27 protein-coding genes and 1 riboswitch are annotated in these 25,025 nt (G+C 54.3%); of the genes, 10 read left to right on the plus strand and 17 right to left on the minus strand.

Features of this window, described 5'->3' with window-relative positions; translation table 11 throughout:
* The first annotated feature begins 97 nt into the window (after window positions 1-97).
* The 8 genes from QY332_01250 (at window position 98) to QY332_01285 (ending at window position 8,319) form a co-directional block, all read left to right on the plus strand.
* Window positions 98-2,581: an ATP-dependent Clp protease ATP-binding subunit gene (locus QY332_01250; GenBank protein ID WKZ36550.1), complete on the plus strand. Its 2,484-nt coding sequence runs from the start codon at window positions 98-100 to the stop codon at window positions 2,579-2,581.
* Window positions 2,582-2,630: 49 nt separating this feature from the next.
* A complete protein-coding gene (locus QY332_01255; GenBank protein ID WKZ36551.1) occupies window positions 2,631-3,683 on the plus strand; it encodes a hypothetical protein in 1,053 nt (350 codons plus the stop codon).
* Window positions 3,684-3,802: 119 nt separating this feature from the next.
* Window positions 3,803-4,354 (plus strand): peptide-methionine (S)-S-oxide reductase MsrA, encoded by a 552-nt coding sequence (msrA, locus tag QY332_01260; protein ID WKZ36552.1) that lies wholly within the window; start codon window positions 3,803-3,805, stop codon window positions 4,352-4,354.
* A 64-nt stretch (window positions 4,355-4,418) separates the two neighbouring features.
* On the plus strand, window positions 4,419-5,381 hold the full coding sequence (locus QY332_01265) for a tRNA-dihydrouridine synthase family protein (GenBank protein ID WKZ36553.1): 963 nt from the start codon (window positions 4,419-4,421) through the stop codon (window positions 5,379-5,381).
* A 14-nt stretch (window positions 5,382-5,395) separates the two neighbouring features.
* Window positions 5,396-5,884: a DUF6391 domain-containing protein gene (locus QY332_01270; GenBank protein ID WKZ36554.1), complete on the plus strand. Its 489-nt coding sequence runs from the start codon at window positions 5,396-5,398 to the stop codon at window positions 5,882-5,884.
* A 35-nt stretch (window positions 5,885-5,919) separates the two neighbouring features.
* Window positions 5,920-6,888 carry a DNA polymerase III subunit delta gene (gene holA / locus QY332_01275; protein ID WKZ36555.1) on the plus strand — a complete coding sequence of 323 codons (969 nt, stop codon included), beginning with the start codon at window positions 5,920-5,922 and terminating at the stop codon, window positions 6,886-6,888.
* A gap of 42 nt (window positions 6,889-6,930) precedes the next feature.
* Entirely contained in the window at window positions 6,931-7,545 is a 615-nt protein-coding gene (locus QY332_01280; protein ID WKZ36556.1) for a TetR family transcriptional regulator, read from the plus strand.
* Between the two features lie 54 nt (window positions 7,546-7,599).
* A complete protein-coding gene (locus QY332_01285) occupies window positions 7,600-8,319 on the plus strand; it encodes a CPBP family intramembrane metalloprotease (protein ID WKZ36557.1) in 720 nt (239 codons plus the stop codon).
* A 113-nt stretch (window positions 8,320-8,432) separates the two neighbouring features.
* On the opposite strand, the gene QY332_01290 is transcribed toward QY332_01285, so the two are convergent.
* The 12 genes from QY332_01290 to QY332_01345 all read right to left on the minus strand — a co-directional run bounded on the left by QY332_01290 (window position 8,433) and on the right by QY332_01345 (window position 18,224).
* On the minus strand, window positions 8,433-9,329 hold the full coding sequence (locus QY332_01290) for a CPBP family intramembrane metalloprotease (GenBank protein WKZ36558.1): 897 nt from the start codon (window positions 9,327-9,329) through the stop codon (window positions 8,433-8,435).
* A gap of 55 nt (window positions 9,330-9,384) precedes the next feature.
* Window positions 9,385-11,175 (minus strand): PfkB family carbohydrate kinase, encoded by a 1,791-nt coding sequence (locus QY332_01295; GenBank protein ID WKZ36559.1) that lies wholly within the window; start codon window positions 11,173-11,175, stop codon window positions 9,385-9,387.
* Between the two features lie 79 nt (window positions 11,176-11,254).
* On the minus strand, window positions 11,255-11,644 hold the full coding sequence (locus tag QY332_01300) for an MGMT family protein (GenBank protein ID WKZ36560.1): 390 nt from the start codon (window positions 11,642-11,644) through the stop codon (window positions 11,255-11,257).
* Window positions 11,645-11,654: 10 nt separating this feature from the next.
* A complete protein-coding gene (locus QY332_01305; GenBank protein ID WKZ36561.1) occupies window positions 11,655-12,020 on the minus strand; it encodes an MGMT family protein in 366 nt (121 codons plus the stop codon).
* A 14-nt stretch (window positions 12,021-12,034) separates the two neighbouring features.
* Window positions 12,035-13,570: a hypothetical protein gene (locus tag QY332_01310; protein ID WKZ36562.1), complete on the minus strand. Its 1,536-nt coding sequence runs from the start codon at window positions 13,568-13,570 to the stop codon at window positions 12,035-12,037.
* 41 nt (window positions 13,571-13,611) lie between these two features.
* Window positions 13,612-15,105, minus strand: a complete 1,494-nt coding sequence (locus tag QY332_01315) for a hypothetical protein (GenBank protein ID WKZ36563.1) — start codon at window positions 15,103-15,105, stop codon at window positions 13,612-13,614.
* Complete coding sequence (locus QY332_01320) at window positions 15,106-15,573, minus strand: ASCH domain-containing protein (GenBank protein WKZ36564.1); 468 nt, start codon at window positions 15,571-15,573, stop codon at window positions 15,106-15,108. It lies immediately after the preceding gene.
* The gene (locus tag QY332_01325; GenBank protein WKZ36565.1) at window positions 15,570-15,854 is read right to left on the minus strand and encodes a hypothetical protein; all 285 of its coding nucleotides are present in this window, start codon (window positions 15,852-15,854) and stop codon (window positions 15,570-15,572) included. The genes QY332_01320 and QY332_01325 overlap by 4 nt, the downstream gene beginning before the upstream one ends.
* Complete coding sequence (surE, locus tag QY332_01330) at window positions 15,851-16,618, minus strand: 5'/3'-nucleotidase SurE (GenBank protein ID WKZ36566.1); 768 nt, start codon at window positions 16,616-16,618, stop codon at window positions 15,851-15,853. Before surE ends, QY332_01325 begins: the two co-directional genes overlap by 4 nt.
* 170 nt (window positions 16,619-16,788) lie before the next feature.
* Window positions 16,789-16,920, minus strand: a complete 132-nt coding sequence (locus QY332_01335) for a hypothetical protein (GenBank protein WKZ36567.1) — start codon at window positions 16,918-16,920, stop codon at window positions 16,789-16,791.
* A gap of 30 nt (window positions 16,921-16,950) precedes the next feature.
* A complete protein-coding gene (locus tag QY332_01340) occupies window positions 16,951-17,211 on the minus strand; it encodes a hypothetical protein (protein ID WKZ36568.1) in 261 nt (86 codons plus the stop codon).
* A 101-nt stretch (window positions 17,212-17,312) separates the two neighbouring features.
* Window positions 17,313-18,224 (minus strand): VOC family protein, encoded by a 912-nt coding sequence (locus tag QY332_01345; protein WKZ36569.1) that lies wholly within the window; start codon window positions 18,222-18,224, stop codon window positions 17,313-17,315.
* Window positions 18,225-18,330: 106 nt separating this feature from the next.
* Between QY332_01345 and QY332_01350 the strand changes: the two genes are divergently transcribed.
* Together QY332_01350 and QY332_01355 are read left to right on the plus strand one after the other, a co-directional pair.
* Complete coding sequence (locus QY332_01350; protein ID WKZ36570.1) at window positions 18,331-19,026, plus strand: AAA family ATPase; 696 nt, start codon at window positions 18,331-18,333, stop codon at window positions 19,024-19,026.
* 68 nt (window positions 19,027-19,094) lie between these two features.
* The gene (locus QY332_01355) at window positions 19,095-20,003 is read left to right on the plus strand and encodes a restriction endonuclease (GenBank protein WKZ36571.1); all 909 of its coding nucleotides are present in this window, start codon (window positions 19,095-19,097) and stop codon (window positions 20,001-20,003) included.
* Between the two features lie 176 nt (window positions 20,004-20,179).
* Here the strand turns inward: QY332_01355 and QY332_01360 are convergent, their stop codons facing one another.
* From QY332_01360 to QY332_01380, 5 genes are all read right to left on the minus strand, one after another.
* Window positions 20,180-20,941 carry a heme ABC transporter ATP-binding protein gene (locus QY332_01360; protein ID WKZ36572.1) on the minus strand — a complete coding sequence of 254 codons (762 nt, stop codon included), beginning with the start codon at window positions 20,939-20,941 and terminating at the stop codon, window positions 20,180-20,182.
* Between the two features lie 45 nt (window positions 20,942-20,986).
* Window positions 20,987-21,514 (minus strand): GNAT family N-acetyltransferase, encoded by a 528-nt coding sequence (locus tag QY332_01365; protein WKZ36573.1) that lies wholly within the window; start codon window positions 21,512-21,514, stop codon window positions 20,987-20,989.
* 2 nt (window positions 21,515-21,516) lie between these two features.
* Window positions 21,517-22,509 carry an iron ABC transporter permease gene (locus QY332_01370; GenBank protein WKZ36574.1) on the minus strand — a complete coding sequence of 331 codons (993 nt, stop codon included), beginning with the start codon at window positions 22,507-22,509 and terminating at the stop codon, window positions 21,517-21,519.
* 53 nt (window positions 22,510-22,562) lie between these two features.
* Window positions 22,563-23,525: a cobalamin-binding protein gene (locus tag QY332_01375; protein ID WKZ36575.1), complete on the minus strand. Its 963-nt coding sequence runs from the start codon at window positions 23,523-23,525 to the stop codon at window positions 22,563-22,565.
* Between the two features lie 106 nt (window positions 23,526-23,631).
* Window positions 23,632-23,831: riboswitch (cobalamin riboswitch) on the minus strand.
* The gene (locus tag QY332_01380; GenBank protein ID WKZ36576.1) at window positions 23,812-24,933 is read right to left on the minus strand and encodes an NAD(P)H-binding protein; all 1,122 of its coding nucleotides are present in this window, start codon (window positions 24,931-24,933) and stop codon (window positions 23,812-23,814) included. Its footprint overlaps the riboswitch before it by 20 nt.
* Between the last annotated feature and the right edge of the window lie 92 nt (window positions 24,934-25,025).

The raw sequence follows: 25,025 nt of genomic DNA on the forward strand, positions 1-25,025 counted from the left end.
AAAGCATATGCCTATCGTAAGGAAACTCTAACCTTTTTCCTACACGGAGTCCCCCCGCTTTTTGGTAGAATCCTACCAGGAATTTAGGAGAAACATTATGGCTGGTATGGAAAGATTTACACAGCGGGCAAGGCGTGTTCTCAGCCTCGCGCATCAGGAAGCCGAGCGCGCCCGCCAAAACAGCATTGGGACCGAACACCTGCTTCTCGGACTCATGGACGAGGAAGGCGGCGTTGCCGGGCGCGTCCTGCGCGACCTCGGCATGACCTCCGACCGCGTCCGTGAAGTGGTTGCGCGCGTTTCGGGGAACCCGGTCAACTTTGACCCCAACCTGATCGAACTTGCAGCCGAAACCCAGCAGGTGCTCGAATTTGCCGTGGATGAAGCGCGCCGCCTCGGACATCACTACATCGGAACCGAACACATTTTGCTCGGGCTGGTACGGGTTGAATCCGTCGCAATGGAAGTGCTTCGCAAGCTCGGCGTGACGCCCGACCAGATCCGTCGTCAGACACGCCGCGTGTTGAACGAATCCGCTTCCTCCTCACCGACGCCTGCCGGCCCCCCATCAGGCAGCCGCGGCGCTTCGGCAGCCAACCCCAAGACCCCCCTCGTCGATCAACTCGCTTCGGACCTGACCTCCAAAGCCGAGGAGAAGAAGCTCGACCCCGTCATCGGGCGTCAAATGGAGATCGAGCGCGTCATTCAAATTTTAGCGCGCCGCACCAAGAACAACCCCGCCCTCATCGGCGAACCCGGCGTCGGCAAGACCGCCATCGTCGAGGGACTTGCCCAGCGCATCGTCGAAGGCGACGTCCCTGCACCGCTGATGAACAAGCGCGTCCTTCAACTGGACGTCGGCTCGCTCGTGGCCGGCACCATGTATCGCGGTCAGTTCGAGGAAAGACTTAAACGGATCATCGATGAGTTGAAAACATCAGGCGCAATCCTGTTCATTGACGAGGTCCATATGCTGGTCGGGGCGGGAGCCGCAGGGTCATCCGTCGATGCGGCGAACATCCTCAAGCCGGCCTTATCCCGAGGCGAGTTACAGGTCATCGGCGCGACCACCCTGGATGAATATCGCAAGCATATCGAATCCGATGCCGCGCTCGAACGCCGCTTCCAGCCTGTGCAGGTGGACGAACCCTCCGAGGAGGAAACGATTGCCATCCTCAAGGGCGTCCGCAGTGCCTACGAAGAGCATCACCATCTGGTCATCTCCGACGAAGCGCTGGAAGCCGCCGCGCATTTATCCTCACGCTACGTCACCGAACGGTTTTTACCCGACAAAGCCATCGACTTGATCGATGAATCATCCTCGCGTGTACGTATGTACAAAAGTCCCGCCGCAAAACATGCCAAGGATCTGTTCGGGCAATTACGCGCCGCGCGCCAGAACCGCACCCTTGCATTGGAGGAGGGCAACAACGAAGACATCAAGGAATGGGAGGAGCGTGAAATGGATCTCGGCCAGCAGATCGAACGCCTGCGCACCGGCTGGGACCGCGCCAACAGCCCGGTGGTTTCCGCGGAGGATATTGCCGAGGTCGTCTCCATGTGGACGGGTGTTCCGCTGATGCAACTGGCGGAAGCCGAATCACAACGCCTGCTCAAGATGGAGGATGAGTTGCGTAAGGGTATTATCGGGCAGGAGGATGCGATCATCGCCATCTCCCGCGCGGTCCGCCGCGCACGCGCCGGCTTAAAAGACCCCAAACGCCCGATCGGTTCCTTCATGTTCCTCGGGCCCACAGGCGTGGGCAAAACCGAACTCACCAAAACCCTCGCCAAATTCATGTTCGGCAGTGAAGATGCTGCCATACAACTGGACATGTCCGAATTCATGGAACGTCACACCGCCGCCCGTCTGGTGGGCGCACCTCCCGGATACGTCGGCTATGAGGACGCAGGTCAGCTCACCGAAGCGCTGCGCCGCAGGCCGTACTCCATCGTCGTCTTCGACGAGATCGAAAAGGCGCATCCCGAGGTCCACAACATGCTGCTACAGATCATGGAGGAAGGCCACCTCAGCGATGCGAAGGGACGCAAGGTGGATTTCCGCAACGCCATCATCGTGATGACCTCCAACATCGGCGCGGATGTCATTAAAAAGCAATCCTCTCTCGGCTTCGCCCTGAAGCGTGACGAGGTGACCGAGGAAAGACTCTCCTATGAGGAAATGCGCAAGAAGTTGAGTGAGTCGCTCAAGCGCGCCTTCCGCCCCGAATTCATCAACCGCATGGATTCAGTCGTCATCTTCCGCTCGCTCAACAGGGATGACATCCTGAAGATCGTTTCCCTGGAACTGGACAAGGTCTCCGAACGCATCAAGGACCATAACCTTGTACTGAATGCCACCTCCGAGGCATTGGCCTCCCTTGCAGAGCAGGGCTTCGATACCGAATTTGGAGCACGGCCGCTGCGCCGCGTCATTCAACAGAAGGTGGAAGACCCCCTTTCCGATAAACTGCTCTCCGGTGAATTCGTGGAGGGCAACTCCATTGAAGTGAACGTCAATGACGACGGCGAAATCGTGCTTGAAAAATCAGCCGCGCCGCAGCCCGAACCAGCCATCTAGAAAGAGACTCAATCCCCGGGGGTCTTTCGACCCTCGGGGATTCTTTGATATGAAGAAACAGGAACTTTTCAAACAGGCCGATTACACTTTCCAGCGCGGTAACCGGGGACTGGCCAAAAAATTATTAACCGAATTTCTGACAGCCCATCCCAGGGATGAGGCCGGGTGGATGTTAATGGCGCGCATCGAGGAGGACAAAGAGCGCAGGATCGAATGTTGTGAGCGAGCCATCCAGATCAACCCAAACAACCATGAAGCCAGACTGGCACTTCTCCGCCTAAAATCCGCCAGCCCGACACTGCCCAAACCGGACGGTATAAACACAAGCATCTGGCGGGCATCCAGGTCCTATAAGAGCACCCTGCGCGCGGTATTGGCGGTTGTGATCGCGGTATTTTTGTTTGGCACCACCACGCTTGTGGTGGCCAGGAACAACCCCAAATCAAATCTTGCAAAAATGCTGGCGTTATCAACACCCGTACTGTACGATGAGCCATCCATTGGGGATGATATTGCGCCTCAGACCCGCGCCCAGATTGGCGTTACATATCCCCAGTATTCCCCGCTCGTGGACACGTTGATCGGCTTTGCGGTTGAAAATGCAAAAGACGGCATGGCAGGCGCACCCGAACGTCCCGGCGCCGAGATCATCGTCTCGGACAAAATTGCGCTGGATACGGTAAAAATACTGGAAAACGCAATCCCCCAGCCCGGTTCATTATCATCCGCAACGATCACTGAACAGCAGATCACTTCCTGGTTTGCCATGGAAATGAAGGACAGCCCGGACCTGCCGCTCAGCGATGTTCAGGTCTATCTGCGGGATGGCAGGATTCAGGTATGGGGCATCGTCAGTGGAAACGAGAGTTCAACCTCCGCGCTGATTGTTGGAACCCTGAAAATTGACAGCAGCAACCAGCCTCATTTTGAAATCGAATCCCTGCAGATCGGGAGGCAAATCATCCCAAAGATACTGGTCTCCCAGGTGCAATCCTGGTTAAATCAGGTCATAGCCGATCAGATCAATTCGCAGGTTCCAGGGCTGGAATTGATGAATATCAGTGTCACCAAGGGGCTGATCACAGTCTCGGGGATGAGATAGAAACCTCCAGGACCGCCTTGAACGGGCGGTCTTTTTCGTTAAAACTGTAATCATTCCTTAAGAATATTTCCGTGTCACGCCGCGTCTGATCCGCAGACCAACAACAAGGAGTATGTACCATGAACGCAAATTATGAAACCGTCACCCTGGCTGGGGGATGCTTTTGGTGTCTGGAAGCTGTTTATGACGAAGTGAAGGGCATCCTCTCCGTAGACTCAGGCTACGCCAACGGGCATGTTCCCAACCCCAATTACCGCGCCGTTTGTAATGGAGACACGGGTCATGCCGAAGTGGTGCAGATCAAATTCGACCCATCTGTGATTTCATTCCGCGATATTCTTAATGTCTTCTTCGCCATCCATGACCCCACCACGTTGAACCGCCAGGGCGGGGACGCGGGCACGCAGTATCGTTCCGGCATTTATTATCATACGCCTGAGCAAAAAGAAGCTGCCGAGCAAACCATCCGCGAGCTGGACGCACAGAAAATCTGGGACAACCCGATTGTCACCGAAGTGGAACCGCTCAAGGATTTCTACATCGCCGAGGATTATCATCAGGAATACTTCGTGCACAATCAATTCCAGCCGTACTGCATGGCGGTCGTGGCGCCGAAGGTCACGAAATTCCGCAAGCACTTTTTGGAGCTGTGGAAGAACCAGGCAGCCTAAGCGCTCTCCAGACTTCGGATGTCTTAAAGATTTCCGAAGTCTTTTTTGTTATACTTTCAAGCCTATGAACGAAAGCAAGACTCCCAACTTTTATATCCGTGAATTACCCATCCACGGCGACGCGATCCTTGCCCCAATGGACGGGTATTCCGACTGGCCCTTCCGCTCGCTGTGCCGCGAGCTCGGCTCGGCCATGAGTTATACCGAATTCGTCAAGGTGGAAAAGATCCTCAGCCGCTCCAAGGAACCCGCCAAGCGTTTATTCTTCAAGGAAGTTGAACGCCCGCTGACCTTCCAGATCTACGGCGACGACCCCGACCTTATCCTCAACGCCGCGTTGAAAATCCAGGAACTCAATCCTGATATCATCGACCTGAACATGGGCTGTCCCGCCAAGACCATCGCGGACCGCGGCGCGGGGGTAGGCATGATGCCTTCGCCGTTAAGAACGGCTCGCACCTTTCGGAAGTTGGTGAAGCACCTGCGCGTGCCTGTCACAGGCAAGATCCGTCTCGGCTGGGACCGTAACAAGAACTACAAACTCATCGCGCACATCGTCGAAGAGGAAGGCGGCTCGCTGATCGCCATTCATGGACGCACAAAAGAACAACGTTATGCCGGCGACGCCGATTGGGATGCGATCGCCGAAGTCAAATCCCTCGTCAAGATTCCCGTCATCGGCAGCGGCGATGTAAAACTGGTGGCGGATATTGAGCGCATGAAACAGCATACCAACGTCGATGCCGTCATGATCGGACGCGGCGCCATCGCCAACCCGTGGATCTTCTCGCGCATCGACCGCGACCAGGTCACGCCGCAGATGACGCATGAACTCGTCCGCGACCATCTCGCTCGCTGCGTCGAATTCTACGGCGACGAAGACGGCTCGCGCCTCTTCCGCAAATACGCCGTGCAATATTTGCTCATGCACACCCTCACCCGCGACGAGCGTAAGGAGATCCTCAAGCCGCGCCCATCAGGTGAGTTTGCAAAAATGCTCGAACAAATTTATGCAGTCACTTCCTGACGTATAATCACCCCATGATCCTCGATCTGCCCCTCATTCTCGAAACACGGCGCAATCACGCGCTCGAACACGCCACCCTTCACATCCTCAGCCGTCACTTCCCCGGCCAACGCATGGCGGGACATTCCAACCCGACGGGTTTTTTCCTGCTTGGTAATCTCAACACACAGGATGTGTGGGTCGCCGCCACAGAAGCGCATACGCGACTCAACTGCGGCGAAAGCGAACTCGCGATTCATCCCGGCTGCGGGACCAACCTCGCGACCAGCGCGCTGCTTTCCGCGACCTTTGCCTGGGCGCCGCTGCGAGCGACAAAATCCACCCTGTGGCGATTCCTGCTCATCCCTTTCGCGTTAACCCTTGCCCTTGTCGGTTTCAGCCTCAGCCGTCCGCTGGGACCGTGGCTTCAGCAACACGTCACCACCGAAGCGAATCTTGGTAATTTGCAGATCGTGGATATTGTTCCTGTTCGCAAGGGCGTTCATCGCATCATTACAAAGTAGGGACACAGCGGCGCTGTGTCCCTACCATGAAATATATGCCCAACATCTGCCTCCTCTACGGCAACGACGAATTTGCCATTGCGCGCAAACTCAAGGACTTCGAGTCGGAGTTCAGCGACCCGACAACCGCGGACATGAACACGACCCGTCTCGAAGCGCGCACCATGACCGAGAACGACTTCAATAACGCGGTCAATGCCATGCCGTTCCTTGCGCCGAAGCGGCTGGTGCTGCTTTCCAACCCTTCTTCCAAATTCAATAATCCCGCCATACGTAAAAAGTTTTTAGAGTTCTCGGAAAAAGCGCCCGATAGCGCCAAGCTTGTCATCCATGAAATCATCGAACCGAAGGGGGCGGAAAAACACTGGCTGGTGAAATGGGCCGAGAAAAATAAGACGCTCGTCAGAACGCAGGCATTTTTTCTTCCCAAGCAAAGAGACATGCCCGGCTGGATCGTCAACGAAGCCAAAAAACAAAGCGGACAGATCGAACCACAGGCTGCAAGCAAACTTGCCGAGATGGTGGGTGTGGATACCCGTCAGGCGGGGATGGAACTCTCCAAACTGCTGGCATATGTCAACTGGGAGCGGCCTGTGCGCGGGTCCGATGTGGAGGCGGTCTGCATCGTCAGCTCCCAGCAAAGCGTGTTCGATTTCGTGGATGCCTTGTCGCAGGGCAATGCCAAGACCGCGCAGAGATTATTGCATCGGCTTTTGGAGAACGAGGATGCATTTTCATTATGGGGAATGGTCGTGCGACAATTTCGATTGCTCATCCAAGCGCGTGAGATCCTGGATGGACGGGGAAACAAAGATGATGTGGCGCGCGCGCTGGGCGTGCATCCATTCGTGGCGGAGAAAACCACCGGGCAGGCGGGGCGCTTTTCGATGGAAGCGCTCGAAGGAATTTACCGCCGTCTGTTGAAGATCGATGAGCAGGTAAAAACGAGCCAGATCACACTGGATCTGGCTCTGGATACGCTGGTGGTTGAACTGGCAAGATAAATCCCCCTTGACAAACATATACATACCGATTAGTATGTAAATATGAGACGCACAAAGGAAGAGGCGGCGGTCACCCGCGCCACCCTTTTGAAAACTGCCTTGACCCTTTTCAGCGCCAGGGGATATGCGGCAACGTCGATTGATGACATCACCAAAGCCGCAAAGATGACTCGCGGCGCGTTGTATCATCACTTCCAAAGCAAAGCTGACCTGTACAATACACTTGTGGAAGAAGTTTCTGCGACAGGCGCGAACATTGTGCAGCGGGCTGCGGCTGAAGGCGGAACCTTCACCGAGATTTTGAAGCGGGTCTTCATCCGCCAACTTGTTTATATCGAGGAGAATAAAGAAGCGCGTGCCGTGATGGAACTGGCGTTGTTCAAGACAGGCATGCATCCTGAATTGGGAGCGGGGCGTGAAAAGCAAATTCAATCCGGTCAGATGATGGTCGAGAGTATTGCACAAGCCATGCAGATCGGCGTTGGCAGCGGCGAATTGCGGAACGATATTTCACCGTTGGAAATGGCGCGTTCGTTCATCGCATTTCAAAATGGCATCATTCATTTATGGCTTGTCTCGCCGAAGTCCTTTTCATTAAAGGGCAGTGCTGAGACTTTTGCAGATGTTCTGCTCGAAGGGCTCAAACGAAGCGAATAAATTTTTTTATCATTTATACATACTAATTAGTATGTATAAATAAAAGGAGAAACCATGAATAACAAACACTCAATCTCAAAATCCATCGTCCTTCATCTTTTGCCGGGCGCAGTTGGCACACTTGCCTACGTGCTGCTGGCACCCCTATTCTTGCAGAACGGTTATCCTGCCATTCTTGCAATATTGGTTGCGGCAGGCGTTGTGATCGCTCCGCTGGAGTTGGGATATCTTTTCGTCCAAGCGAAGCAAAGCAGTTTCAACGAAATCATTCAATATCGTGAGCCGCTTCCGCGCTGGCAATATGTTCTGATTCCGCTTGGCTTGGTGGTTTGGGGGTTTCTGGCTTCAGGCGCTTTGTCCATGCTGGATGTTGTCATTGCCAGACAACTCTTTGGCTGGCTGCCAGATTGGTTCTTTGTCTTTGATGTGGAGCAGTTCAGTGCCTTTTCTCGCGAAGCCTTGCTGACCACCTTCTGGATCGGTTTGCTTGTTAACGGCTTTTTTCTGCCGATCGTCGAGGAGTTTTACTTCCGCGGCTATTTACTCCCGCGTCTCCCCGGACCACGGAACTGGTCGGTGACCCTGAACATTTCCCTCTTTTCGCTGTATCACTTCTGGACGCCGTGGCAATTGATCTCACGCATCATCTGGCTTTTGCCATGGGGATTCGCGGTTGAGCGAAAGAAGAATATCTACTTGATGATGATCGCGCATGTTGCCGGAAATACCATCGGCTGGCTGTTGACTTGGGCGTTGATCCTGAGTACAAAATAAAATTCAAAAGAGCCGGGCTGGTGTTAATTAAAACCAGCCCGGCTTTTTTGAATGTACATGATGTTTATGCTTTTTCATTCATCCCTTCTAGGGGAATGGAAATTATCTCATCATTAACTTCCAAACATATTGATGACAACATGAACAATGGACGGCGCAATTAAATTGCGTGTCCGCTGGAAGATGACGCCCATTGCCAGCCCAGAGATGCTGTGCGAGGCAATACCGAGCGCAAGTCCTTGCAGGACGTCACCGCCCATGAATTGTGTATCTGCGCCGAGGTGCCATACGGCGAACACCAAAGACTGAATGACCAGCGCCCAGTCGGAGCCAATCCATTGCCTTAAGCGGGTTTGAAGCGCGCCTCGAAAGAGGAATTCTTCTGAAAAACCGTTCCGCAACAGATTTCCAAAGAACATTGTTCCCAGTCTGATTAGTGAAGTGGAGCCGTTGACAATGTTGATAACAAAGAAAACCAGTGGAATACTCACCCATAAGGCAGTCACCCGCCAAACACGATGCCCCTTGCCAAGTCCCAAATCGGGAAGGCGTGCGCCCAACAGCAACAAAAGCACAAAGGGAATCAGAAAGTATCCAGCAAAATTCGCGGCGGCAAGCCCGGGGGAGTGGTCAACCACGTTGGACAAATAGCGCCCGCCAAGGTTTGACAACCAGTCACCAAACCATGACCAGACAGGGATGTTCATAGCACGGGCAGGCTGCACATTGAATACAAATCCGCGGTAGCCTGTGAGAAGGATAAAGAATACAACGACAAGAAGTTGAAGCCAAAAGAACGGTGATTTTTTCTTTTCTACCGCTGGGGCTTCCGTTTGATCTTCGGTCATGAAAACCGTAATGGCAGAGAAAACCAAAATCCCCAACGCAAAGGCGGTTGAGCCGATGACACCATTCCCTGTCCATAACAAATATCCAAGGGAGGCGAGCCAGACAGCCGTAAAAAACCATGCGGCGGGTGAAGCAAGAACATTTTTGAGCGTGTTTTTCATGTATTGATAAATTCCTTTTTGCCTGTTAATTTCTAACCATACACAAGTTGTGCGTTTAGTAGAAACTAGTACGTAAAACAGGTTGAAAAAGTTCCCGCCGATGAGCGCAAACCGAATCGATCTGACACAGGTGACATTCGGGTTCGGTCATTTCGGGGCAGCGTTTGCGCGCGCCGAAGAAGAACCAGTCCACAGCGCCCGTGGATTTGCCAGACAACGCCACAACTTCTTCAATGGCGCGAAAGGCGGTGAGGCGGATCGCCCATTCGTCTGCGGGGGAGATCAGTTCGCGGTTGGTGATCTTCGTTTTCAAGTCCGCGTCGAGAATATCCACCAAGCCCACACGCAAGCATGAACGCATCAGGTGATAGTCGATGACGGGTTCCACTTGCTCGCCATCGGCAAAGGTCAAAAACGCTTCGGGGCGTTGGTTGAGGATGAGCGCGAGCAGTCCGCTTTTTTTGCGGAGCGGGTCTTCCTTGTACCCGCCAATTTTGTCGAGGATGGAGATGAGAGTCCGCAAGGGGGTGGGGGAGGCTCCCGCTTGTTGCAAAACAACCTCGGGCGTGAGGCGAAGCGCAAGCATATCCCCCCCGTAGGCATTTGCCATTTCCAAGTGCAAGTCCAGCGCGGGCATGGGATCGGTTCCATCATCCGCTTTAAAGATTTCAAGCAACTCGGCGCGACTCAAATTTGCCTGCCGCTCAGGGGAACAAAAATCCGCATCGGACTCAAGCCGACGCCTGTATGCGTCGAAGAGATAGAATGCGCCCTTTTGGCTGACTCCGCCAAGCGGCGCAACAAGCGGCGTGTGGTAGCGGTTATTTTTCTCGTTCCAAAAACTGAACTGCTGAAGTGTGACCGCGAAAAAGTAATCGAGCGTTTTGGGGTGCTGCGCGGGCGGAAGTTCGGGGCTGATGAAATTGAAGGGCGCGGCTTCATCGAGCGCGGCAACCATTTTTGAAATTTTTTGAATCTGGGTCGGGTTGGTCTGCGCTTTGGGGCTGTTTGAAATTTCAGGCGAGGGTTCGTTGAATAATAACGCTGTGGGACCAACATGCGCGATCATCTGCGCGGCAAGCGGAACAGCATGCTGCGCCGCAATGATGGGATGTTTACCCTGCGCAAGATACGCCAGAGTTGCGCCGCAAAACGTATCTCCGGCGCCGGTGGGGTCGAGTTCGGTGGTTGGGACGGCGGGGATGAAGGTTTTGTAATTGCCTTGAATGGCACACGCGCCATCCGCGCCGAGGGTGATGAAGAGCAGTTTGCCTGCTTCGGTGTGTGCCGCTTCGAGCGAGCCGAACAAACCAACGGCTTCGCTTTGGTTCATGAAGAAGATATCGGTCTGCGCGATGATGCTGTGAACGAGGTGCGGGGATTTATCCACGCCTGTCAGGTAAGTGCCTGCGGAAATTTTCTTTGCGCCGCGTTTACGGCAGGCGGTGATGAAGTCCAATTGCTTTTGCGCATCGCCAAGCGGGACGACGTGAATGCAAGCGTACGTCGAGAGGTCGGCGGGCAGCATCTCCGGCGTGAGAGTCGACTCTGCGCCGAAGGTGGCTTTGAGGTATTCGGTCTTGCCGCCGCGCTGGGAGATTTCAAAATGCGGCAGTCCTTCTTCGGGGTTAACGATGGGTCCGAACCATACAGTGAGTCGCTCCGCAATGGATTGGAGAACGTCGGGAATGGGGTCAGGGTGAGGAGCGAAGAGGGAAACGTTTGATCCGCAGCGGTGAGCCGCCATGGCGGTGTACATCCCTGCGCCGCCCGCAGAAGGGGCGGTTTGGGTTTCGAGGTGGAGGATGTCGGTGGAGGTTCCGCCGATGATGAGGATGTGGGACATAGGTGGTTTGAATGAGGAATGGTGAGTAGTAGTCAGTTATCAGTGGGAAGTGGTCAGCGGTGATCAACTTCCCACTTTTTTAGAACATCGCTGCCTGTTTCGGCGCATCGTCTTCGTTCATCCCGCTCCAACTGAATTTTTTCAAGTCCACTTTGCCTTTGGCGTCGAAGACCACGCCTTCGGCTTCGAGCAGCGGACGTTGCCTCTCCGCGCCGGGGCGTTCGCTGATCTTGCCTTGCGAGTTGATGACTCGCTGCCACGGTACATCATCGGGACAGGCTGCCATGGCGCCGCCCACCCAGCGCGGGGCAAAGGCGGCGTAGGCTTCGATCTCCACGCCATGGGGCGGGGGAATCAATTTGGCGATCTGACCGTAGGTGGCGACCTTTCCAACGGGGATCTGGCGCACGAGGTTCCAGACCTGTTCGTAGAAAGTTTGCATGTTTGGAGGAGAAGTAAACGCAGGCATGGCAATCTCCTTATTTTGTTTTTCCGCTCCAGCCGTATTTCTTCATGTCAATACGGCCTCTCACATTAAACGGCACACCCTCATCTTCGAGCATGAGTTTGTGACGTTTCGCTTCAAGACCGTCCCGTTCGGTGATCTCGCCTTTGGAATTGACCACCCGCTGCCACGGCACTTCGCTCGGGCTGGCCGCCACTGCATTGCTGACCCAAAGCGCCCCAAATTCAGAGAAAGTTTCAGCGTCCACGCCAGCGGGCGGGCGGAGCATCCTGGCGATCTGCCCATACGAAGCGACTTTTCCGCGCGGGATCATACAGACGATATTCCAGACTTCGGCGTAAAAGGCCGGCGGATCTGGAAGGGATGGAGGTTGGGACATGATGGTTTCCTCTTCTAGCGGGGTGCAAGGTATTTGTAGAAAAACGTCTGCCGGACATTGGCGATGAAGTTCTGCGAAAGTTCATCGGTCATGAATTGGAGGGTGGGGATGGCATCTGCCGTCAGCGTGTTGGGATGCTCGTATTCGGGGACTCCGGGCGGTTCGAGGCGGGTTACAGGCTCGGTGATGGTTTGGACTTTCCGGCCGTCATCGAGAACAAAATAATGTTCGTAGGTCCGATAGATGGAGCGGTTCATTTCGTAGGTGGGAGTTAAGGCGCCGATAGCGAGTAACAAGTAACATCCTGCAAGTATTAAGCGGGGAGTAGATTTCTGGAAGATGGTTTCGCCTGTCATCAACATCAGGTAGAAGAGCGGGGCGATGGAGGCGCGCATGACGAAGTCACGGTCGCTGCCGAATTGGATGAAGGGGATGACGAGAAAAAGCAAGCCAGTGACCATCCAGCGCGGGTCGCGCCATTTGACTGGAGCAAGCACAAGCCAGAGAATCCCGCCTTCAAATAGTAAGAAGGCGAGGAAATCGGTGAAGAGGATGGATTGCAGTCCGCGGGACTGGGCGGCGGTATTGGCAGCGAAGAAGAAGGATGAAAGCAGAAAGATAATGATGGCGGCAAGGATGATTTCAAGACGGAGATGTTTGAATGGAGCTTTGAAGTCAGTTCCTTTGATGAGTTCGATAAGGACGTAGGGTAAAAATCCAACCGCGGCGAGAGGCGCGAAGAAGAAGCAAAGGGACCAGAGGAGCATGATCATGTCATAGCGAGGGTGATGCACGTCGCCCGAAGCAATCCTCGACTCGTTCGGGGATTGCTTCGTTGCCATTTCATGGTTCCTCGCAATGACAGTGACCATAGCAATACACAACCAGGCAGGGACGGCTTGATTAAAGACCCAAAATAACTGTGTGGTAAAAGAGGAATATTGCAAACTCTTCGACCATATCTCGAGGTGGGTGATGGGCGGCAGCAAGGTTGGATAATCTTTGGCAAAGAATAGCGCGCCGAGTACGTCCAGTCCGCTGAAGAAAATGAGGAGAAGTGTTGCTTTGAGGGCGGAGGTTTTAAGAGCAGAGGCGAGGTGCAGGGTGACAAGGATGATGCCAAGCCATGTCCACAGGAAGATGGCAAAGTTGGCGGCTTTCCAACCGAGGAGTTTGCCGATCCATGCCGAGGGCAGCCAGTAGCCGACGTAATAGACCAGCATTTTGATCGGCCCGCGTTCGGGGGTGGCGTAGTAGACGGGCCAGTCGAAGTTGATCAGATCCCGCAGGACGACGTTGCGCCAGTTGTGATCCCAGTTTTGGAAGGCGTAGCCGCCGATGCCGGAGAGGAAGAGCCAGGCGCCAGTGAGGAGCAACCAGTAAACAGTTGCGGGTTGGCAGTTGATGGTTGGCGGCTGATCGTTTTTAAGAAGTTGCCAGAGTGCGATGAGCAGAATGACTGCAAGGGGAATGGCAATGGATAATCGCACCCAGCCGAAGAGGAAGAGGCTGAAGGGCAGAATAAGGTAAAGGATGGAAATGCGTTTCATGTTTGACCATGGACAATGGACAGTTGACCACGGTCTGCGGTCTATCGTCCATCGTCGAATTCGTAGATGACGTAATCTTCCTTTTCCATTGTAACGGAATACCGCTCATCCAGAAATGAGCGCAGTTCGGCAAACTCGCGCGAGGTGTCTTCGCCGGAAACCCATGGTTTGTCTATGGCGGCAACTTCAATGATGAAACGCGGCTGGGCTCCCTGCAATTGAGTCATAAAATCTGCCCGGATGGATTGGATGTAGGGATTGGAAACATGATGATAGAAATAAAAATCAAATACGTACGAAGTTGCAAGCGGCGCGCGCGTATGGAGCAGGGCAAGCAGCGTGCCGCCCGTCCAATCCAGCGGCTGGACGGTGTCACCCTCTTCGAGGTTTTTTTCGAGGAAGCGGGTGATCTCCCCGGCGCGGTTGGTGGAGGTGGCGATGGATTTGCCTTCAAGCTGACGGAGGAGGGTTTGGGAAGGGCGGATGGAAATCGCGAGTGTAAGAAGCAAGATGAAAGAGGGTAAAACGGTTAATGGAGGATGGTTAATGGTGGAGATGGATAATGATGCAAGAAGGACGATACAGTAGGTAAACGGAATGTAATGGTATGGAAAGAATTGCCCCGACAATGCAGGATAGATTGCATAACACAGCGCAAGACTGGCGAGCAGATATGTTTGACGATTGCGATTGAGACGGATGCCAAGTGCGGCGGGGATCAACCACCAGCCGCTTCCGCCCAGACGCCAGGCCTGATTCAATACATAAGACATTCGCTCTGCCGGGGGCGTGATCGCCATCTCGCCGTTGATTTGCGAGTAAAGCGGCCAGTAATTCAGCGCAATATCCATGAAAGGAGTCAATGCGCCCGTCAATGCCAGCCATGCAGTGGCCAATGAAATTGGAGTCAAAAATCCCATCCCCATCGGAAGGATGCCTTGCTTTGCAAGATCTGGCAGGGACATGCCCGGGCGTCCGCGAAGGTCTGCCATGTCAAAGAGCAGGAAGGGGAGCAGGCCGAGCGCTGCGTGGGGCTTGATGACCCCCGCCAGACCGAAGAGAACGCCGAGGCTGAGACGATGCTTGAGAGTTAGAGTGTCACGCAATCCTACAAAAAGAGCGAGAGCGATGAATACGAGCAGGAGATATTCACGTTGCAACGAGAGTGCGGGCCCGCCCTGCAGGTATTTCAACCCGAAGAGAATGCCGCCCGCAAGCGCGGCAGGTTTGCCAAAACGCCGCATGGCGAGATAGGTGAAAACGATGAGCGCGGCGAGGATAAGAAGATCGAGAATTCGGATGCGGAAGGGACCGAAGTTGCTGGCGACGCCAAGCAGGTAATAGGCGGCATAGGCGCCCGGCATTTGAAAGTCGAAGATGTCGCGGTATGGCATGCGCCCTTCGCTTTGCATCAGGAAGGCTTCGTAGAAGAGGGGCGCTTCGTCGTGCGCGAGGGGCCAGCTCAGGGAGTATGCCGCCTGTATGATCAGGATGACGGCGAGCAGAATGAGGATGATTTGCGTTGCGCGGCGCATTTATTGATAAATGACCTGGAAGCGTTCGCAGACGAGGGGCATATCTTCGCTGAACTCCCTGCCGATCCTTGCGAGGACGCGTGAAAAGAAAAGTTCGTGAGCATCGCGCCAATAGGCAAGGGACCGATCGCCTTCGCCTTCGGAGCGGGCAAAGTCTTCGTCCACTTCGTTGTAGCGGCGGAGGGTGACTTCGGTGGTTTCGAGAATGCAAATCGGTTCACCAGCGCCGTTCAAGGTAATGGAGATCAGCCCGCCTTCGGGTATCGGATTCCCTTCGACTTCCCACTCCCATAGCGCGGAACAAGTGCCTGTTTTGATTCCATTAAGAATCAATGCACCAAGTTCATCCGCCAGTTTGGGATGATCACCGAAGCCTTCGGCAACATATGATTTACTGCGATAGGGAGAATCAGGCGGCTGGGTCGCAAGAAAATCGTTCCAATATTTTTCGATCCTTGGATTTGTCACGATACAAACTCTCCGCCCATGACCTGACCTTCGATCAATGTGCGCGCAGGTGTGAATTTGAATGTGGCTTCAACGCGCTGGAAGCATCGGCTTTCACCGATCAATACCTTGCGGGCATGGTACACATCGCCGCCTTCTTCATATTCCACGCTGAGATCATTGTCCAGATCCACGCGCCCCTCGATCAGTTCGCCGCAGCGCAGGCATTTGACCGTGAAAACGTAATAGCGTTTTTCAGGCTTGGCGGACGAACCGCCGAAGAGGTTTTTGAGGAAGTTCATTTGAAACTCCACTTCTTCAAGACATCCATTGCCTTGAGATGGGTCAGGTCCAATTGCAAGGGGGTGATGGAAACATAGCCCTGCGCGAGCGCGCCGAAGTCCGTGCCGTCCTCCGCGACGCCGGTCGGCGCTTCGCCGCCGATCCAGTAATACGGTTTGCCGCGCGGGTCAATGCGCACATCGAGCGCATCGCGATAGACACGCAATCCCTGCCGCGTGATCATGTAACCCTTGAGTTCGGACTCTTTGAGATACGGCACATTGACATTCAAGACCACGCCCCCGGGCAATCCATCCGCGATGACCTGCTCCGCGACGCGCTTCGCGACAACAGCCGAAGTTGAGTAGTCGAGTGGACCTTTGTGCCCCTCCGGCGAATCCAGCGAGACCGCGATGCCCTTCACACCGGCAATGACCGCTTCCATCGCGGCGGTGACGGTGCCGGAGTAGGTCACGTCATGCCCGATGTTGGCGTTGGGATTGATGCCTGAAACGACCAGGTCTATCTGCTCTTCGATGAGACCAAGTAATGGCAGGGCAACACAATCCGAAGGCGCGCCATCCGAGGCGAACGCGGATGTGCCGTCCGCGAGGAGGGTTTCCTTCACGCGCAATGGACGTTCCATCGTCTTTACGTGTCCGGAAGCGGACCAGTTCTTATCCGGCGCAAAGACGGTCACGTTGCCGAGTTTGCGCATCTCCTGCGCGAGAGCGAGAAGTCCAGGGGCTGTTACGCCGTCGTCGTTGGTGACTAGTATATGCATGGGATTATTTCCGATTTTAGATTTGAGAGCAGGGGCGACCCGCCCATACCATACAAGGCATCTTTTTATATTGAAGGGCCGCCCTTACGATTATACGCCAGCACTTGGCAAACAAAAGCGCCTTGTATTCAACAGGGCGCATTTATGGTTCATGGTCTATCGTCCACGGTCTACGGAATCAGCATCGCCAGCGCGGTCATGGCGAGCCCTGCCAGCGTGCCTTTGACGATGACCCGCACCGCCTGCCAGCGGATTCTCCACACTTCCTTCTGGTCTTCGATCTTTTCTGATTTTCCGTTCATGAGGCGTGTACCACGCGCAGCTTCGATCACTCAGGTTTTGTCGAGGGCCTGAAAGATGGACGAGGCTCCTGCCGCGAACATGAAGAAGAGCGGCAGCCGCCAGGCTTTGTCCGCGCCAAGCAGGAGTATGGCGGTGAAAATGGCCAGGCCAAAAACGGTCTGCAGGATACCGAATTGCATGCGTTTCCGGCGTTCTTTTGGGCTGATATTGGGCATGCAAACATCCGCAGGTTCGTTGCCTTCGGGGTTTAGGATGATCTTCGGGGTCGAATCGGAAAATTGAGCGAGCATTGAGTGTCTCCAGTTGGGGTAGAGACAACACCAGCCCGCGAATTTATACGGGGAACAAAAAAGAACCGCGGATGTTTCATCCACGGTCCATTGTCCACGGTCTATTTGACCCGCAACACCACCCCATTCTGAGATGGGTCGTGCAGGAGCAAGCCGTCTTCGGTTTGGTTGTAGGGAATGCCTGCTTTCTCAACCCTGGCAATCACTTCGTCCAATGCGGGTTGATTCGGCAAGTCCACGGTGAAGTGATGCAGACCAACTGCATCGGCGGGGGGATGCGGCGCACCTTCTCCCTGCCAGGTGTTGAGTCCGATGTGATGGTGATATCCGCCTGCGGAGACGAATGCCATCTGGAATTCCTTCGCATGACCCATCACATCGAAACCGAGCACGCCGTGATGGAAATCGAGCGCTTCGGGGATGTCGCGCACGTGCAAATGGATATGTCCCATTTTTGTTTCGGACGGGATGGGGGCATCGAGGTTGTCATCCTCCTTCAAATGCCTGAACAACGCCTCCACATCCAGCGGTTCACGCCCGTCGCTCCAGGAACCGTCGGCGCGGCGCGTTTCGTATTTGCCGTCCTCCATCGTCCATGAGCCGTCCTCGGGGGATTCGCAGTACAACTCGATGCCGTTGCCTTCAGGGTCGTCGAGGTAGGTGGTCTTGGTCATGATGTGGTCGGTGGGATAATTGCGGACCTTCCGTGCGGACAAACGCGCGAGCGCAATGGCAAGTTCGCGGCGGTTGGGGAACAAAACTGCAAAATGATACAAGCCCGTTACACCGCGATATTTTTTCAGGTTCGGCGCTTCGTTGAGGACGAGCAGGTCCGCGCCGCCTGCGCCGAGACCCGCGCGATTCTCATCCCGCCAGTGGAGTTTGAATCCCATTGCCTTTTCGTAGAACAGGACCTGATTCTCCAGACTGGCAACGGTCAAAGAAACATGGCCAATTCCCGTGGCGGGATGAATCGAAAATTTGGTTTTATTTTCAGCTTGTGCTTGACTCATTTTCTCTCGTTTCATCGAATAAGGTTGATATGACCATAGACTACGTCAACCCTCCCCACCTTTCGTGGTAGTATCCATAAATTATCGTGCTGTAGCGCGGATCATTATGAAAACGACACTGGTCATCTTCTCAGGCTTGCCGGGAACAGGGAAAACCTCCCTTGCAACTACCGCCGCACGGGAGTTGAAGATCCCGCTCCTGCGCATTGACGACGTGGTTGCGTCCATTCCCGAACACATGCGCAAGCGTGCCGACCCATTTTGGGAGGAGATGACCGGCATCCTGTTGAATTTGGTCGAGGCGCAATTGAAATTGGGAATCAGCATCATCGTCGATTCAGTGTTTATGGGGACAGACCGCTCCCAAGCCCTTGAGATCGCAAAGAACCACAACGCCGCTTTTCGCCCCATCCACACCTTCGTATCGAATGAGAGGATTTGGGAAGCGCGGGTACGCCAACGTGTGCTGGACTTCCCAGACGATGAACCCGCCACTTGGGAACGGATTCAGGTGCAACGCAAGGACTTTTTACCGTGGAGACCCACCTCTGCCCTGTTCGTGGATGCGCTTCGTCCTGTGGAGGAAAATCGCAGGAAGGTGATGGAGTTCATCACGGCGCGTGAAGAAATCCGCAAGGGGATAAATCCCCCCGCTACCCGTACGAAGCCGCCGAAGGCGACTAGCCCGCTAAGTGCCCGAAGGGGTATGAGCGGACTTTGTGTGAATAGCGCGGACGCTTGTCCTGAGCCTGTTGAAGGGTTTACGTCCGTGCGGGTTGGCGTCGGGGATCGTGGTGGATGAACTATAAAATTGTGCTAAACTTGCGAAAATAGCCAATACAGTGGTTTGTTTTACCCTGGGAGATTGAAATGACAATACCTGATTATCAATCTTTAATGCTTCCGATACTTAATCTTGCTGCTGACGAGCAAGAACATTCCTTGCAGGAATCCACAAAAGTATTGGCTGAACAATTCAATCTTACTGAGCCTGAACTGGCAGAGATGCTGCCCAGTGGAAGAAAGACCAGATTTTATGACCGTGTTGGCTGGGCGGCGACTTATCTTCGCAAGGCTGGCTTGTTGAATGCAACTGGGCGGGGGCGATTCCAGATTTCACCCAGGGGATTGGATGTGCTCAAACAATCTCCAAAACAAATTAATGTTGATTTCCTGAACCAATATGATGAATTTGTGGAATTTAGGTCGAGACGCGACAAGGATGATGAAGAAGAAATCATTCCAAGCGAAATAGATGTTCAAACACCCGAAGAAGCCATTGAAGCCGCCTATCAAAGCCTGCGCCAAACGCTGGCAGAAGAAGTATTGCAAACGGTCAAAAGTTGCTCGCCATCCTTTTTTGAAAGGCTGGTCATTGATTTGTTGGTGAAAATGGGGTACGGCGGCACTCGCAAAGAAGCAGGAAAAGCCATTGGTAAAAGCGGCGACGGCGGAATTGACGGGATCATCAACGAAGACCGCCTTGGTTTGGATGTGATTTATATTCAGGCAAAGAAATGGGAAAACCCTGTCGGGCGACCTGAAATCCAGAAATTTGCAGGCGCGTTACAAGGGCAGCGGGCAAAAAAGGGAATTTTCATCACGACATCTGGTTTTACGACCGAAGCAAAAGAGTTTGCATCGAAAATTGACAGCAAAATCACCTTGATTGGCGGTGAAACATTAAGCCAGTTGATGATTGATTACAATGTGGGAGTCAACTCGATTGTGAATTATGAACTCAAACGAATCGACTCTGATTACTTCATAGAAGAATAGTTTTCAAATTCCTATAATCAAGCGAGACAGTCACATTGTGGGTGACTGTCTCGCTTTAAACCTTCGTGATCTTCGTGGTTACGAACTAGGGAAAAGCCGCTTAAGGTTTATTCGAGCGTTATCCGGCTTGAATTGCCTGAATTTTTATTCTCATTAATCCATATATACTATTCAAGTTAGCAGAGTACCAATGGAACATCCATATATGGATGTTCCACAACCTTTACAGGCAGGCAATACGCCTGTGAAATCGCTTCGGGGGTCAACACCTCTCGCGGAGAGCCGATGGCTTTGAGATGCCCGCCGACCAATAAAGCGACCCGGTCGGCATAACGGGCAGCGAGATTGAGGTCATGCAGGGCAACCAGCACAGCGAGATTTTCATCCCGCGCGAGTTCGCGGATCAACTCCAACAGGCTGACTTGATATTGCAGATCGAGATGCGCCGTCGGTTCATCGAGCAACAGGATCGGCGTGGATTGGCACAAGGCACGGGCGAGCAGGACACGCTGACCCTCTCCGCCGGACAACTCGCCCACGCGGCGGTCCGCAAATGCCAGGGCGTGGACGCGGCTCAGGGCCCGGCGGGCAAGCTCTTCGTCAAGGGAAGAGGCGTAACCGAGAAATCCAAGATAGGGCGTGCGTCCCATCAAGACCGTCTCCCAGACCGTGAACGCGGGCGGCAGCGAGATCGCCTGCGGCACAACTGCCATGTATCGCGCGCGCTGCATGGGGTCGAGCGAATGGAAGTCGTCGCCGTTGGTACGGACGTGCCCCGTGGATGGAATCACACCGCTCGCCGCGCGGATGATGGTGGATTTACCCGCGCCGTTCGGACCGATGAGCGCAAGCACTTCACCACTTTTCACTTCAAGCGAAACATCGTGCAGAACCTGATGTCCATGATACGAGGCGGAGAGATTTTGAATTTTGAGCATGTGTTTTTCTTTTCGGTAGGGGCGCAGCGTCGCTGCCCCCTACAATTAAAATATCAAATACCAATACAACGCGGTTTCGTTCGGCTTGATATTTTTGAACGTGTATTGATCGAAGCCGCCGAGGACGAAACCGCATTTTCGATACAACTGGCAGGCGGGGACATTATCGTCCTGCGTCTCGAGCATGATGCCGGGGAAACGCTTCGCCTTCGCCCATCCAATTGCCTCACCCATCAAAGCCTGACCCACGCCCAACCCTCGGACTTGCGGGTTGACGATCAGGTCATCAATGTAGGCAAATCGATTCCACCACGTGATGATTTTGATTTGACCTGCGACAATTCCATCCACATCGGCGAAGAAGATGACCTTTTCATCGCTGTCAATGAATGTGGATGCATCCATATCGTCAATCGGGATCTCCTTTTCATATGGTGTGACGGGGGCAATCGAACAGGTGATCCTTCCATCTTCCATACCCAGTACAAGTTTTGATGCCACCGTGAACGTACGGTTGAACTTGTCCACCTGGTGGATGCTTTGAGAATCCAGTTTTCGGGTTTTGACGGTCATATCTACCAATATCCTTGATTCTTCACGCGGCGCAGCACCCACAAGAAGAAGGGTGCGCCGACCAACGCAGTGATGATGCCAACAGGGATCTCCTGCGGCGCAAGGACGATCCGCGCAATAATATCGGATATCAACAGGGCAGCAGCGCCGCCGATAATGGAGAGCGGGATGAGACGGCGATAGTCCCCGCCGAACCACATGCGCATCACATGCGGGACGATCAGCCCGATAAAACCGATGATGCCGGAGAATGCAACTGCGGAGGCGGTGGCAAGCGATGCCGCGACCAGCAGGATGGTCTTGGAACGTGTGACGTTCAAGCCAAGCTGCTGCGCCTGGTCATCGCCGAATTGCAGGAGGTTGAGGCGGTATCCGCTGAAGACGAGAATCCCCAAGCCGATCAAAAGATAGGGCAGCATGGCAAGTACAGCCGTCCAGCCTGCCTGACTCGCGCCGCCCAAGAGCCATCCCAGCGCGCGGCGGACTTCGCTGGTGGAGCGCAGCATAAGAAACGAAGTAAGGGATGTAGCGAAGGAAGAGAACGCCACACCTGCAAGGATCAAATTGGTGGTCGGAATCGTCCGCCCGACGCGGGCGAGATAATAAACGATGAAGACCGTCAACAACGCCGCAATGAACGCGGACATCGGAATTGCCATCAATCCCCAAAAGGAATAGGGCCACTGGATCGACATGGCGATGACTGCGCCAAGTCCCGCGCCGGAAGCGACGCCGATCAGGAATGGGTCAGCCAGCGGATTGCGGAACAATCCCTGAAACGCCGCGCCGCTCCCGCTCAAGGCCGCGCCGGTCAGCGCGATCAAGACAGTGCGCGGCAGGCGGATATTCCAGATAATGAAGGTGTAGGTCTTCTCTCCCGTCCCGCGCAAGATGTCCCATAATTCGGCTGGGGAAATGAGGACAGAACCGATCGCAAGACTGAGAACAATTGCGGCGAGAAGAAAGAGAAAAGTACACAGCAAGGGTTTGCGCATGTCCTCACTCCGTTTCCCTCTCCCAGAGTGGGAGAGGGAAACATGAGATGACTTTATTCAAACACACCTGGATGCAAAATCCGTGCCAGCGCTTCGAGGCCATCCACCAGGCGCGGGCCGGGGCGGCTGATCAGGTTATCGTCGATGGGAAAGATGTTGCCATTTTGCACGGCATCGATTGCATCCCAGCCGGCACGTTCCTGGACAGACTCAACCGTCACACCCCACATCGCATCACCAAGGACAATGATGGACGGGTTGGCAACCACGATCTGTTCCAAACTCAGCTGTGGGTACGGGTCAGTTGCCACGCTGCCGACGTTGAATCCGCCGGCGCGTTCGATCAAGAGCTCGCCGAACGTGCCCGGGCCATACGTCCATGGTTTGTTCGGATCGGTCGCATCGATCTCATAGAACACATTTGGGCGAAAACTGAGCGGCGCGATCTTCTCATCCACTGCGGCGACGCGGACTTTCAGCGATTCGACCAATCCGCTCACATCGTGACCTGTCAACCGGGCGACGATCTCAAGGTTGACATACATCTCTTCGAGCGTGGTCGGGTTGCTCAGATAATAAACGGTCAACCCCAAATCTTCCAATTGCTTGACCAGTTCAGGTGTGTTGATCTCGGCCGCAAGGACAAGATCGGGTTCAAGCGCCACGATGGCTTCCGCGCTGAATTCGCCCATCGAACCGCCGATGCTGGGGAGCGATGCGGCTTCAGCGGGATAATCGGAAAACTCATCGCGTCCCACCACCTGCGCGCCTGCACCAATCGCAAAAAGGATCTCCGTGTTGGAAGGCGCAATCGAAACCACACGCTGCGCGGGGCCTTCAAGTTCAATCTCGCGGCCAAGCCCGTCGGTGAAGGTCGTCACATCGAAGGCCGGCGCTTCAGTGGCGGGAATATCCGTAGAAACAGAAACAGGCGCTTCGGTCGGGGTTGAAGCGGGGGCACATCCTGCAAGGGCGAGAGCGAGCAGTAAAGTCAAAATCAGGGTCTTGCGTAACATGTTCTTCTCCTAATGGGTATGGAATCAAAATCCCCAGCAAAGGCTGGGGAGGCTGGAGAGGCAATTCGAGGGTCTGCCGTCATCCACCTCCTTTCCGCGAGAGTGTGGTGAAGCGACCAACAGCGGGCGACCTGGCTTCATTAGTTTGGTAGTTTGTTAGTGCGATAGTTTTGTAGTTCAACCACTCAACTATGTAACTATTCAACTACATAACTAACTTCACAGTTGCGGGACAGCGCCGGAATTCCACCGGCTTCGCCGCTTGCTGATCGTTATTTCCATCATTCTACCACCAAAGGCGCCGCACAGCCCAATACAAAAAACCGCGCATCCCAAACGGGGCAAGGTACAGCGTCCGTCCGTCGCTCCATTCATCACCGAAGGAAAATGCCTTGTGGATGAACTCCCCCGACTTTTTATCTTTTCGATGCAGGATGAAAAAACCTTCGTGCTTGAGCGACGCATTTTGATCGTCGTCCCAAACCTGCTCCACTGTCAGCGGATGCAAACGCTTCAACGCCTCGCGGACAGCCGATTCAAAATCAATAAGCCTTACCTCAGGGAAGGTTTCTCCCGCCCCGCCATGCTGAATCACGCTGTCGCTGGACAGTCCACCCACCAGCGCATATGCGATGGGGTACGGCACGGGCGTTGTCAAGCCAATGCCGAACGCCATGAACCAGATGGGAATGCGCGGAAGCAAAAAGAATCCGCGTTTATGCCCGCGGATCTCCGCATATTTTTTCATCAATTCCTGATAGGTGAGGGTGTCGGGCCCGCCGATTTCGAAGACATGTCCACGCCCGTTCGGGTTGGTCAATGCCGCAAGCAGATAGTCAATGACGTTTTGAATGGCAATCGGCTGGGATTTATTTCTCAGCCATGCGGGACCTGGCACAATCGGAAGCAACTCGGTCATAAAGCGGATCATCTCGAAGGAGATGCTCCCTTCTCCGGCAATCACTCCCGCGCGGAATTCAGTGACGGGCACTTTTCCCTTTCGCAACGTTACGCCTGTTTCGATGCGTGAGCGCATGTGCGGAGCAATATGCTGTTCGGGGTCTGCCAGTCCGCCGAGGTAGATGATATGTTCCACACCCGCGGCTTCGGCGGCAGACGCAAAATTATGCGCGCCTTCGAGCTCAATGGACGTGTATCCATGCCCCGACGACATGTTATGGATGAGGTAATAGGCCGTACGGACGCCGTCCAAGGCGGCGGGCAGCGTTTCAGGCCGCATCACATCCCCGCGGACCATTTCCACTTGCGAATACCACTTGCACGATTTGAGCCGCTCAGGGTGACGTGCCATTGCACGGACACGATATCCGCGCTCGAGGAGTTGCGGGATGAGACGGCTGGCGATGTAGCCCGTTGCGCCGCTGACGAGGATGAGGGGGGTGGTCATGGTTTATTTTATGTCGTTGTGAGGAGGGTGACCTCCCCGACGAGACAATCTCCTAATTCAACATTGAGATTGCTTCAGGCTAACGCCCTCGC

Source organism: Anaerolineales bacterium, assembly GCA_030583885.1.
In the GTDB taxonomy this organism is placed as follows: domain Bacteria; phylum Chloroflexota; class Anaerolineae; order Anaerolineales; family Villigracilaceae; genus Villigracilis.

Excerpts from the sequence above, each read along its gene's own strand:
- QY332_01265 (WKZ36553.1), top strand. The coding sequence starts at position 4,419 with ATGAACGAAAGCAAGACTCCCAACTTTTATATCCGTGAATTACCCATC.
- QY332_01340 (WKZ36568.1), bottom strand. The coding sequence starts at position 17,211 with ATGCTCGCTCAATTTTCCGATTCGACCCCGAAGATCATCCTAAACCCC.
- QY332_01380 (WKZ36576.1), bottom strand. The coding sequence starts at position 24,933 with ATGACCACCCCCCTCATCCTCGTCAGCGGCGCAACGGGCTACATCGCC.
- QY332_01285 (WKZ36557.1), top strand. The coding sequence starts at position 7,600 with ATGAATAACAAACACTCAATCTCAAAATCCATCGTCCTTCATCTTTTG.
- QY332_01300 (WKZ36560.1), bottom strand. The coding sequence starts at position 11,644 with ATGCCTGCGTTTACTTCTCCTCCAAACATGCAAACTTTCTACGAACAG.
- QY332_01315 (WKZ36563.1), bottom strand. The coding sequence starts at position 15,105 with ATGCGCCGCGCAACGCAAATCATCCTCATTCTGCTCGCCGTCATCCTG.
- QY332_01270 (WKZ36554.1), top strand. The coding sequence starts at position 5,396 with ATGATCCTCGATCTGCCCCTCATTCTCGAAACACGGCGCAATCACGCG.
- QY332_01345 (WKZ36569.1), bottom strand. The coding sequence starts at position 18,224 with ATGAGTCAAGCACAAGCTGAAAATAAAACCAAATTTTCGATTCATCCC.
- msrA (WKZ36552.1), top strand. The coding sequence starts at position 3,803 with ATGAACGCAAATTATGAAACCGTCACCCTGGCTGGGGGATGCTTTTGG.
- QY332_01280 (WKZ36556.1), top strand. The coding sequence starts at position 6,931 with ATGAGACGCACAAAGGAAGAGGCGGCGGTCACCCGCGCCACCCTTTTG.
- QY332_01370 (WKZ36574.1), bottom strand. The coding sequence starts at position 22,509 with ATGCGCAAACCCTTGCTGTGTACTTTTCTCTTTCTTCTCGCCGCAATT.
- QY332_01295 (WKZ36559.1), bottom strand. The coding sequence starts at position 11,175 with ATGTCCCACATCCTCATCATCGGCGGAACCTCCACCGACATCCTCCAC.
- QY332_01350 (WKZ36570.1), top strand. The coding sequence starts at position 18,331 with ATGAAAACGACACTGGTCATCTTCTCAGGCTTGCCGGGAACAGGGAAA.
- QY332_01325 (WKZ36565.1), bottom strand. The coding sequence starts at position 15,854 with ATGAACTTCCTCAAAAACCTCTTCGGCGGTTCGTCCGCCAAGCCTGAA.
- QY332_01365 (WKZ36573.1), bottom strand. The coding sequence starts at position 21,514 with ATGACCGTCAAAACCCGAAAACTGGATTCTCAAAGCATCCACCAGGTG.
- holA (WKZ36555.1), top strand. The coding sequence starts at position 5,920 with ATGCCCAACATCTGCCTCCTCTACGGCAACGACGAATTTGCCATTGCG.
- QY332_01355 (WKZ36571.1), top strand. The coding sequence starts at position 19,095 with ATGACAATACCTGATTATCAATCTTTAATGCTTCCGATACTTAATCTT.
- QY332_01310 (WKZ36562.1), bottom strand. The coding sequence starts at position 13,570 with ATGAAACGCATTTCCATCCTTTACCTTATTCTGCCCTTCAGCCTCTTC.
- QY332_01290 (WKZ36558.1), bottom strand. The coding sequence starts at position 9,329 with ATGAAAAACACGCTCAAAAATGTTCTTGCTTCACCCGCCGCATGGTTT.
- QY332_01255 (WKZ36551.1), top strand. The coding sequence starts at position 2,631 with ATGAAGAAACAGGAACTTTTCAAACAGGCCGATTACACTTTCCAGCGC.
- QY332_01375 (WKZ36575.1), bottom strand. The coding sequence starts at position 23,525 with ATGTTACGCAAGACCCTGATTTTGACTTTACTGCTCGCTCTCGCCCTT.
- QY332_01250 (WKZ36550.1), top strand. The coding sequence starts at position 98 with ATGGCTGGTATGGAAAGATTTACACAGCGGGCAAGGCGTGTTCTCAGC.
- QY332_01335 (WKZ36567.1), bottom strand. The coding sequence starts at position 16,920 with ATGAACGGAAAATCAGAAAAGATCGAAGACCAGAAGGAAGTGTGGAGA.
- surE (WKZ36566.1), bottom strand. The coding sequence starts at position 16,618 with ATGCATATACTAGTCACCAACGACGACGGCGTAACAGCCCCTGGACTT.
- QY332_01360 (WKZ36572.1), bottom strand. The coding sequence starts at position 20,941 with ATGCTCAAAATTCAAAATCTCTCCGCCTCGTATCATGGACATCAGGTT.
- QY332_01305 (WKZ36561.1), bottom strand. The coding sequence starts at position 12,020 with ATGTCCCAACCTCCATCCCTTCCAGATCCGCCGGCCTTTTACGCCGAA.